This window comes from Streptomyces sp. NPDC001880 (genome assembly GCF_053594575.1).
The window spans coordinates 1-10,562 of the sequence record NZ_JBSFET010000141.1; the positions used below are offsets into that span (position 1 = coordinate 1).

General features: G+C 71.1%; 8 protein-coding genes. All 8 read left to right on the forward strand.

The window, feature by feature from the left end; all coding sequences use genetic code 11:
- Positions 1 to 134: 134 nt before the first annotated feature.
- Positions 135 to 1,568 (forward strand): chondroitinase-B domain-containing protein, encoded by a 1,434-nt coding sequence (locus ACWCQ6_RS33925; RefSeq protein ID WP_451095862.1) that lies wholly within the window; start codon positions 135 to 137, stop codon positions 1,566 to 1,568.
- 124 nt (positions 1,569 to 1,692) lie between these two features.
- Positions 1,693 to 3,120, forward strand: a complete 1,428-nt coding sequence (locus ACWCQ6_RS33930) for a chondroitinase-B domain-containing protein (protein WP_451095864.1) — start codon at positions 1,693 to 1,695, stop codon at positions 3,118 to 3,120.
- Between the two features lie 109 nt (positions 3,121 to 3,229).
- Positions 3,230 to 4,081: a sugar phosphate isomerase/epimerase family protein gene (locus tag ACWCQ6_RS33935; protein ID WP_451095866.1), complete on the forward strand. Its 852-nt coding sequence runs from the start codon at positions 3,230 to 3,232 to the stop codon at positions 4,079 to 4,081.
- Between the two features lie 39 nt (positions 4,082 to 4,120).
- Complete coding sequence (locus ACWCQ6_RS33940; protein ID WP_451095868.1) at positions 4,121 to 4,789, forward strand: SGNH/GDSL hydrolase family protein; 669 nt, start codon at positions 4,121 to 4,123, stop codon at positions 4,787 to 4,789.
- A gap of 356 nt (positions 4,790 to 5,145) precedes the next feature.
- Positions 5,146 to 6,633: an aldehyde dehydrogenase family protein gene (locus ACWCQ6_RS33945; protein ID WP_451095870.1), complete on the forward strand. Its 1,488-nt coding sequence runs from the start codon at positions 5,146 to 5,148 to the stop codon at positions 6,631 to 6,633.
- 204 nt (positions 6,634 to 6,837) lie between these two features.
- Positions 6,838 to 8,361: a GMC family oxidoreductase gene (locus tag ACWCQ6_RS33950; RefSeq protein WP_451095872.1), complete on the forward strand. Its 1,524-nt coding sequence runs from the start codon at positions 6,838 to 6,840 to the stop codon at positions 8,359 to 8,361.
- The gene (locus tag ACWCQ6_RS33955; RefSeq protein ID WP_451095874.1) at positions 8,361 to 9,446 is read left to right on the forward strand and encodes a quaternary amine ABC transporter ATP-binding protein; all 1,086 of its coding nucleotides are present in this window, start codon (positions 8,361 to 8,363) and stop codon (positions 9,444 to 9,446) included. The genes ACWCQ6_RS33950 and ACWCQ6_RS33955 overlap by 1 nt, the downstream gene beginning before the upstream one ends.
- Positions 9,447 to 9,540: 94 nt before the next feature.
- Positions 9,541 to 10,562 (forward strand): ABC transporter permease (locus ACWCQ6_RS33960; protein WP_451095876.1); only part of this gene is annotated, 1,022 nt, incomplete at its 3' end.

Consider the following 10,562-nt stretch of genomic DNA (forward strand, 5'->3'; position numbering starts at 1 on the left):
CGTCGTCGAGGTCGAGCTGGCCCTTGAAGAGCTCGGTGCGAGGGTCGTGGCCCACCGCGATGAACAGGCCGGTCACGGCGAGCCCGCCGGGAGGGGCCCGGACCCCGATCCATCACCACACTCACGGAGGCATCATGCAACGCCGCACGTTCCTCAGGGCCACCGCGGCAGGGGCGGCGCTGACCGTCGTCCCCATCGGCGGTCTCCCGACCGCGAGCGCGACGGCGGCGCCGGGCACCGTCGGTTCGCTGGACGCGCTCCAGGCCGCGATCGACCGGGCACGTCCGGGTGACCGCATCGTCGTGGCCGACGGCAGATACACCGTCCCGTCGGACCGCCCCCTCACGATCCGGAACAAGCAGGGCACCGAGCGCGCGCCCATCACCGTCATCGCCCGAACCCGCGGCGGCGTAGTCCTCGACGGCGATCAGAGCTTCGTCCTCGACGCGTCCAGCCACATCACCCTCAGCGGCTTCTCCTTCCGCCAGAGCAGCACCCTGGACATCCCGCCGAACTGCTCGCACATCAGGCTGACCCGCAACGACTTCCAGCTCGCCGACATCGAGGGCCTGCACTGGGTGATGGTGCGCGCGGACGACAGCAAGGTCGACCACAACCACTTCCACGGCAAGTCCACGCTCGGCATCTACCTCGGCATCGAGGGCGCGGGCAAGGAGGAGATGGCACAGCGCGTCCATGTGTTCAGGAACTACTTCTCCGACCACACATTCGCCGGATCCAACGGCGGAGAACCGATCCGGCTCGGCGTCAGCCCCCGGGCACTGTCCAGCGCCCACGCGGTCGTGGAGTACAACCTGTTCGAGCGCGCCAACGGCGACCCGGAGGCCATCTCCGTCAAGAGCTCGGACAACGTCATCCGGCACAACACCATCCGCGACAGCCTCGGCGGGATCGTCCTGCGCCACGGCAACCGCAACCGGGTGGAAGCCAACCACCTCGTCGCCGGCACGGACGGTGTGCGGATCTACGGCAACGACCATGTGATCGTCAACAACCACCTCGCCGGCCTGTCCGGCCGGGCCCTGGTGATCGGCAGCGGATCGGAACGCGACCACCTGCCCGGCGAGACGCCCGACGCGCGCCGCGGCAACGACGCCCCCGACCGGGTTCTCATCGCGTACAACACCCTTGTGAACAACAAGGGCACACTCTCCGGCGAGAGCCACCGTCCCCACGAGCCACGCGATGTGACCGTCGCGGACAATCTGCTCGTCGGGGACTCGGGAGAGCTGGTCGCCATGGCGAACACCGTGCGGTTCACCTGGTCCGGCAACATCCTGTGGGGTGCCGCCGCCGACGGCAACATCCCCGCCGGTGGCTACACCCGCGTCGATCCGAAGCTGGTCACGGGCCCGGACGGCGTGGCCCGGCCGGCCGCGGACAGCCCGGCGATCGGCGCGGGCACGCTTCTGCGGCCACGGGTCACCCATGACATCGACGGGGACCCGCGCGGCCGGCACCGCGATGTGGGCGCGGACGAATACGCGAAGCGGGCGCCCAGGCACCAGCCGCTGACCCCGGCCGACGTCGGTCCGCACGCCCGCTGATCACACGCCCGAGCGGGACAGCCGGGCCGGTCCGCCACCGGCTTTCCCCACCACCGGCCGGCAACGTCCAGCGCGGGGGCTGTACGGACCGGCCCGTCACGTACTCGTCGCCACAGGAGGCATCATGCAACGACGCACGTTCCTCAGGGGCACAGCGGTGGCAGCACTCGCCGCCGTGCCCCTCAGCACCTCGATGTCGGCCGGCGCTTCGGCGGCCGACACGACGGTCGGCTCCCTCGCCGAACTCCAGAGCGCGATCAACGCCGCCGCACCCGGCGACCGGATCATCGTGGCCGACGGCACCTACACCGTTCCGGCGGGCGGCGCGATCAACGTCTTTGGCAAGAACGGCACCAGCACCGCGCAGATCACCATCGTTTCGAAGACCCGCGGTGGCGCGGTGCTGCGCGGCGAACGCAGCTTCGTCTTCGCCGATTCGAGCAACATCACCGTCAGCGGCTTCGCCTTCCGGCAGAGCACCACGATGGAGATCCCGGCGGACTGCTCGTCGATCCGGCTGACCCGCAACGACTTCCAGCACGCGGACACCGGCGACCCGTACTGGCTCGTCGTCCGGGCGAACGACACGAAGGTCGACCGGAACCATTTCCACGACAAGACCACCGCCGGTATCTTCCTCGTCGTCGACGGCCCGGACGCGACCGACATGGCCCAGAACATCCACATCTTCAAGAACCACTTCTCCGACCACAGTTTTTCCGGGGCCAACGGCGGCGAGTCGATCCGCCTCGGCGTCAGCGGGCGGGCACTGTCCGGCGCCCACGCGGTCGTGGAGTACAACCTGTTCGAGCGCGCCAATGGCGACCCCGAGGCCATCTCGGTCAAGTCCTCCGACAACACCATCCGTTACAACACCATCCGCGACAGCCGCGGCGGAATCGTGCTCCGCCATGGCAACCGCTCCACGGTGGAGGGAAATTACCTGATCGGCGGCAGCGAGGGTGTGCGGCTGTACGGGAACGACCACCTGATCGTCAACAATTACCTCAGCGGGCTGTCGGGCCGGGCCCTGGTCGTCGGCAGCGGCACCACCCGCGACCACAACTCGGGCGAGACGAAGGACGAGCGGCGGGGCAACGACGCCTGCGACCGCGCGGTGATCGTGCACAACACCCTGATCGGCAACTCCAGCACGCTCTCGGGCGAGACCCGGACCTACGAGCCCCGCGACGTGGTCGTCGCCGACAACCTGCTGGTCGGTGACTCCGGCAGCCTCGTCGCGATGGGGGCGACCACCGACTTCACCTGGCAGAGCAACATCTTGTGGGGTGCGGCCGCCAACGGCAACATTCCGTCCGGTGGTTACACCCGTGTCGATCCGAAGCTGGCGACGGGTCAGGACGGCGTGGCCCGGCTGTCGGCGGGCAGCCCGGCGATCGGTGCCGCCACGCTGGCGAGCCCGACCGTGGCCGACGACATCGACGGTGACGCGCGTGGCAGCACGCGGGACATCGGCGCCGACGAGTACTCGACCGCGGCCGCGCTCCGGCACCCTCTCACGGCCGCGGATGTGGGTCCGAACGCATCGTGAGAACTCACCGGTGTTCCGGTCCGTCCGCCCCGGGTGGGCGGGCGGACCGGAACAGCCGGGCAGGGGCGGGGGAGGAATCGCCGCAGGACGGCCGAAGGAAGGGAACGTTGTGGCAGGCAGCAAGAGCCATGACCGCGAGGAGCGGGGGTGCGGCACGAGGGACGGCGCCCCGGGCGGTCCACCGACCGGGCCGGGTGCGCCCGTGATCAGGCCGGGGCTGTGCTCGGTCACCTTCAGGCGGCTGCCCGCGCCCGAGCTCGCACGCCGTGCCTCCGACGCGGGTCTGGAAGTGATCGAGTGGGGAGCGGACGTGCACGCGCCCCCGGGGGACCCAGGCGCCGTCCACGCCGCCCGCGAGGCCTCGGACGGATACGGACTCACCTGCTGCTCGTACGGCTCCTACTTCCGCGCCACACAGGACGAGGCGGCCGAGTTCCCCGAGATCGCCCGTGCCGCGGTGCTTCTCGGGGCGCCACGGGTGCGGGTATGGGCGGGCGGAATCGGCTCACGGGACGCCACGGCCGAGGAGCGGAGCGGTACCGTCGGCCGCCTGCGGGAGGCGGCCCGGACCGCCGCGGACCACGGGCTGGAGCTCGCGCTGGAGTTCCACTCGAAGACCCTCACCGACACCGTCGAATCCACCGTCCGGCTGCTGGACGAGGTGGGAGCGGACAACCTCCGTACCTACTGGCAGCCCCCGCAGGACGCTCCCGGCGAGGAGGCATTGGCGGGCCTCGCCGCGCTCGTCGACCGGGTCAGCGCGGTGCACGTCTTCTCCTGGTGGCCGGGCAACCACCGACTGCGGCTGGCAGACCGCGAGGATCTGTGGGCCGGGGTCTTCGGCCTGCTGAACCAACGGCGCGTCCCCATGGAGGCACTCCTGGAGTTCGTGCCCGGCGACGACCCGGACGTGCTCTCCCGCGAGGCCGATACGCTGCGGCGCGTCGCGGCTCAGCGCTGAGCGGCGCCCATACCGACACCCGACATCAGGACGGCACACATGCACATCAAGGAAACCGACACGCTCCTCTTCGTCGGTGACTCCATCACCGACGCGGGCCGCGACCGCAGCGACACCGCATCGCTCGGCGGCGGTTATGTCAACGAGATCGCCCGGACCCTGCGCGCCAGGGCCGGCGACGGGCCCGTCCCCGCTGTCATCAACCGGGGCATCAGCGGCAATCGCGTGTACGACCTCGAAGCCCGCTGGACCACCGATGTCATCGACCACCGGCCCACCGTGGTCACGGTCAAGATCGGCATCAATGACACCTGGCGGCTCTACGACAGTCAACTCACCAGTCCGATCGAGAAGTTCGAGGCATGCCTCGCCGGCCTCCTCGCGGACACCGCGCAGAAGCTGTCCGCCCAACTGGTCGTCATCACCCCGTTCCTGCTCCCGGTCACCCCGGACCAGGAATGCTGGTTCGAGGACCTGACACCCCGTACCGAAGCCGTCCTTCGCGCCGCGACGGCCAACGGAGCCGAGGTGGTCCGCGCGGACCTCGCGCTGCGCCGTGCCGCGCAGACGAAGGAACCGGCGGAGCTCGCCCGGGACGGGGTCCATCCGACTCCCCTCGGCCACCGGATCATCGCCGACGCCTGGCTCGCCGCGATGGAGCCCCACCTGTCCGGACAGCCGGGGGAGGCCCGCCTGAGCATCGACTGATCCGGTGAGGTGGCGTGGCGGAGAACGGCCCGTTCTCCGTGGACGAGCCACAGTCCGTCACGAATGCGGCGGCCAGGGCCCACCAGGGCTCGGCCGTCGCGGACATGAGGACGTGGCCCAGCGCCGCGCGCACGGCACGACAACCTCGGCCGGAGTCACGGCATCGCCAGATGCACGGCTCATCTGCGGCCGCGCGCAACCGAACTGCGCGACGGGGCAGGGCCCGGGGCGTGAGGTGAGGCGGGTCACTTTCCGTCGTGATCAGGGCATGGTTCTTCGGACCCGGGGCAGACGGCCGGATCGCCGGGGTGTGACCGGCGCGCAGAGCAAACCGGAACCGAAGGGCCGAAAACGACGTGGCGGCAGCACAACAGACCATCCACGTGGGCGGAGAGTGGCGTTCGGCCGTCTCCGGAACCACGCGCGAGATCCTCGACCCCGTCGACGCGAGTGTCTTCGCCGTCGTGTCCGAGGGCGGCGTCACCGACACCGATGACGCCGTCGCCGCGGCGCGTGCCGCCTTCGACGGCGGCACCTGGCCGCGTACGCCCGTCGCGGAGCGGGCCGCCCTGCTGCGCCGCGTCGCGGCACTGCTGGAGCGGGACCGGGAGAAGATCGGTGCCCTGGAGAGCCAGGACGCGGGCAAGACCCTCGAAGAGGGGCGCGTCGACGTGGACTGTGTGCGCGACGCCTTCGTCTACTTCGCCGACCTCGTCATGAACGAGAGGGGCGGACGCGTCGTCGATGCCGGGTCCGACGAGATCCACAGCGTCGTCGTCCATGAGCCCGTCGGTGTGTGCGCTCTCATCACCCCCTGGAACTACCCACTGCTCCAGGCAAGTTGGAAGATCGCCCCGGCGCTCGCGGCCGGGAACACCTTCGTGATCAAGCCCAGCGAGATCACCCCGCTCACCACCGTCGCACTGATCGGGCTCCTGATGGAGGCCGGACTGCCCCAGGGCGCCGCCAACATCGTCACCGGTGCCGGTGACACCGTCGGAGCCCGTCTCGCCGAACACCCGGACGTCGACATCGTGTCGTTCACCGGCGGTCTGGCCAGCGGCACGAAGGTGGCCCGCGCCGCCGCCGACACCGTCAAGAAAGTCGCCCTCGAACTCGGCGGCAAGAACCCCAACGTCGTCTTCGCCGACTCCTGCGCCACCGACGAGGGCTTCGACACCGCCGTCGACCAGGCGCTCAACGCCGCCTTCATCCACAGCGGCCAGGTCTGCTCCGCCGGGTCCCGCCTCATCGTCGAGGAGCCGCTGAGCGAGCGCTTCGTCGCCGAACTCGCCCGCCGCGCCGCGAAGATCCGCCTCGGCCGCGGCACCGACCCGGGCGTCGAGTGCGGACCGCTCGTCTCCGCGCAACAGCTCGCGAAGACCGAGGACTTCGTCGCGTCCGCCCTCGCGGAAGGAGCCGTGCTCCGGGCCGGTGGCCAGCGGCCCGACGGCCCCGGCTACTTCTACCGCCCCACCGTCCTCGACCGGTGCGACCGCCGGATGCGTGTCGTCCGCGAAGAGGTCTTCGGCCCCGTCCTGACCGTCGAGACGTTCCGCACCGAGGACGAGGCCGTCACCCTCGCCAACGACACCGAGTACGGGCTCGCGGGCGCCGTGTGGACCGCCGACGCGGGACGCGCCCGGCGCGTCGCAGGCCGGCTGCGCCACGGCACCGTCTGGATCAACGACTTCCACCCCTACCTCCCGCAGGCCGAATGGGGTGGCTTCGGGAAGTCGGGCATCGGCCGCGAGCTGGGACCGACCGGCCTCGCCGAGTACCGCGAGACCAAGCACATCTACCAGAACCTCGCCCCGCGCCCGGTGCGTTGGTTCGCGGGCTGAGACTCGGGCGACAGACGCCACGCACATGCCGCACGTGACGCAAGGCGTACGGGCATGGGACGCGACAGGCGCGACGGACGCAACGCGGGCCGCCCGGCGGGACGCAGCCGTCGACGCAGCGCAGCAACCGAACCAAGGCACGCAGCCGAACCAACGCACGCAACCGAAGCAACCGCGCGCAACGGAGCAGAGGGAAACGAGCACATGACCGAGAACCACATCTACGACTACGTCGTCATCGGCGGCGGCACCGCCGGATCGGTGATCGCCTCCCGGCTCACCGAGAACCCGGACACCACCGTGGCCGTCATCGAGGGCGGCCCCACCGACGTCGGACGGGACGACGTCCTCACCCTGCGCCGCTGGATGGGCCTCCTCGGCGGTGAACTGGACTACGACTACCCGACGACCGAGCAGCCTCGCGGCAACTCGCACATCCGTCACAGCCGTGCCCGGGTGCTCGGCGGCTGCTCGTCCCACAACACCCTCATCGCTTTCAAACCCCTGCCGACGGACTGGGACGAGTGGGCCGACGCGGGCGCCGAGGGCTGGGACGCGGCGTCGATGGACCCGTACTTCGCCAGGCTCCGCAACAACATCGTCCCCGTCGACGAGGCCGACCGGAACGCCATCGCCCGCGACTTCGTCGACGCCGCGCAGGCGGCGCTGGACGTGCCGCGCGTAGAGAGCTTCAACAAGCAGCCGTTCCACGAGGGTGTCGGCTTCTTCGACCTCGCCTATCACCCGGAGAACAACAAGCGCTCCTCGGCCTCCGTGGCGTATCTGCACCCGTTCCTGGACCGGCCCAACCTCCATATCGCTCTGGAGACCTGGGCGTTCGGCCTTGAGCTGGAAGGGACCAGGGCCACCGGTGTGCAGGTGCGCACCAAGGACGGCGCGGAGCACCTCGTACGGGCCAGGCGCGAGGTGCTGGTGTGCGCGGGTGCCGTGGACACGCCCCGGCTGCTGCTGCACTCCGGCATCGGGCCCCGCGCCGACCTGGAGAAGCTGGGCATCCCCGTCGTGCACGACCTGCCGGGCGTCGGCGAGAACCTCCTCGACCATCCCGAGTCGGTCATCGTCTGGGAGACCGACGGGCCGATACCGGAGAACTCCGCGATGGACAGCGACGCAGGCCTGTTCGTACGCAGGGACCCGGAGGCCGAAGGGCCGGACCTGATGTTCCACTTCTACCAGATCCCGTTCACCGACAACCCCGAACGGCTGGGCTACCGGCGGCCGCCGCACGGAGTGTCGATGACCCCCAACATCCCCAAGCCGCGCAGTCGCGGGCGGCTGTATCTGACCAGCGCCGACCCCGAGGTCAAGCCCGCCCTCGACTTCCGGTACTTCACCGACGAGGAGGACTACGACGGCCGCACCCTCGTCGACGGCATCCGCATCGCCCGCCGCATCGCGGCGCAGGAACCGCTCGCCGGCTGGCTCAGGCGTGAGGTCTGCCCGGGGCCCGAGGTCACCTCCGACGAGGAGCTGGGCGAGTACGCGCGCAAGGTCGCGCACACCGTCTACCACCCGGCGGGAACCTGCCGGATGGGTGCCGCGGACGACGAACTCGCCGTGGTGTCACCCGATCTGAGGATCCGTGGCCTGGACGGCATCCGGATCGCCGATGCCTCCGTCTTCCCGACGATGACGACCGTCAACCCGATGATCGGCGTGCTGATGATCGGCGAGAAATGCGCGGACCTTCTGGGAGGCAACGCCTGATGAACACCGAACCGCCCGTCCCCTCCGAGCCGGCTGTTCCTCCCGGGCCGCCCGTCTTCTCCGTACGCGAGCTGTGGAAGGTCTTCGGCCCGAGGGCCGACCGGGTGCCGGCGGATCCGGACCTCGCCGCACTCGGCCCGGCCGCCCTGCGCGAACGCACCGGCTGCACCGCCGCCGTGCGCGATGTGTCCTTCGACGTCCGCAAGGGCGAGGTCTTCGTTGTCATGGGCCTGTCCGGGTCCGGCAAGTCGACGCTGGTGCGCTGCCTGACCCGGCTGATCGAGCCCACCTCCGGCTCGATCGCCATCGACGGCGAGGACGTGCTGTCGATGGACGCGTCCCGGCTGCGCCAACTGCGCCGCCACCGCGCCGCGATGGTCTTCCAGCACTTCGGGCTGCTGCCGCACCGGTCGGTCCTGGACAATGTCGCGTACGGACTGGAGATCCAGAAGGTCGCGCGCTCCGAACGGCGCGAGCGGGCAGCGGAGTTCATCGCCAAGGTCGGCCTCGAAGGCATGGAACACCGCCGCCCCGCCCAGCTCTCCGGCGGCCAGCAGCAACGGGTCGGGCTGGCCCGCGCCCTGGCGGTGGACCCCCAAGTGCTGCTGTTCGACGAGCCGTTCAGCGCACTGGACCCACTGATCAGGCGCGACATGCAGGAGGAGGTCGTGCGGCTGCACGGCGAGGAGGGCCGCACGATGGTCTTCATCACGCACGACCTCGGCGAGGCGCTGAAACTGGGCGACCGGATCGCGCTGATGCGAGACGGCCGGATCGTGCAGCTCGGCACACCCGAGGAGATCGTGGGCGCACCCGCGGACGACTACGTGCGCGACTTCGTCCGCGACGTCCCGCGAGAACAGGTCATGACCGTGCGCTCGGCGATGCGCCCGGCCGGGCCCGCCGAGACGGACAACGGCCCGGCACTGGCTCCCGACGCCACGGTCCACGAAGCCATCGAGGCCGTCGTCCGCGGCGGCGGGCCCGCCCGTGTCGTCGAGGACGGCCGCTGCCTGGGCGTGGTCGGCCACGCGGACCTGCTCGAAGTGGTCGCGGGACTCGGCCCGCGGAAGGATGTGGCCTGATGCCCGCGCACACCACCTGGGGTCCACCGGGCCCGCGCCCCGCACATCCGGCCGTGACCGCCCGTGCGGCGGACGCGACGGGGAGGTGGACCCGATGAGCGCCGCCGCCACCCCCGCCGCCGGGACCGGCGCGCCGCTGACCGGTGTCGTCGCCCGGCACCGCAGCGCACTCATCGCCGTCGCCGCCCTCGTCGCGCTCCTCCTCGGCGCCGTACTCCTGGGCGGCGGCAGCTGGCCCGCACACCTCGCCGTCGACCTGTCCGGGCCGCTCGGAGAAGCCAGTGACTGGATCATCGACAACCGGGACAGCCACCCGCTCTTCCTGTACTTCTTCGGTCACATCAGCAACGCCGTCGTGCTCTGCGTGCGCGCCGTCTACCTGGTGCTCCTCGCCATCGGCTGGGCCGGGGTCACGGCCGCCGCCGGCCTCGTCGCCTGGCGCCTCGCGGGCCTGCGACCGGCGCTCGTGGCCGTCGCCGCGTTCGCCGTGTGCGGGCTGCTCGGCATGTGGGTCCCCACCATGCAGACCCTCGCGCTGATGGCCGTCGCCGTCGCCGCGTCCGTGCTCCTCGGCGCAGCGCTCGGGCTCGCCGCCGGACTCTCCGATCGCGTGCACCGGGCACTGCGTCCGGTGCTCGACACCATGCAGGTGCTGCCGGCGTTCGCGTATCTGCTCCCGGTCGTGCTGGTCTTCGGCATCGGCGTGCCGGCCGCGGTCCTTGCCACCGTCGTCTACGCGGCCCCGCCCATGGCCCGGCTGACCGCGCTCGGACTGCGCGGCGCGGACGCCGGGGTGATGGAGGCTGCCGCCTCGCTCGGCGCGACCGGCCGGCAGCGGCTGCTGACCGCCCGGCTCCCGCTGGCCCGCAAGGAACTGCTGCTCGGCATCAACCAGTCGATCATGATGGCGCTCTCGATGGCCGTGATCGCGTCCGTGATCGGCGCGGGCGGTCTCGGCGACCGGGTGTACCAGGCCCTCGCCTCCGTCGATGTGGGCGCGGCGCTCGCTGCCGGGGTGCCGGTCGTACTGCTCGCCGTCGTCCTCGACCGCGTCACCGGCGCGGCGGGGGAGCGGATCGGTGCCGCGCCCGCCCGTCGCACCGGCCTCGGCTGGGC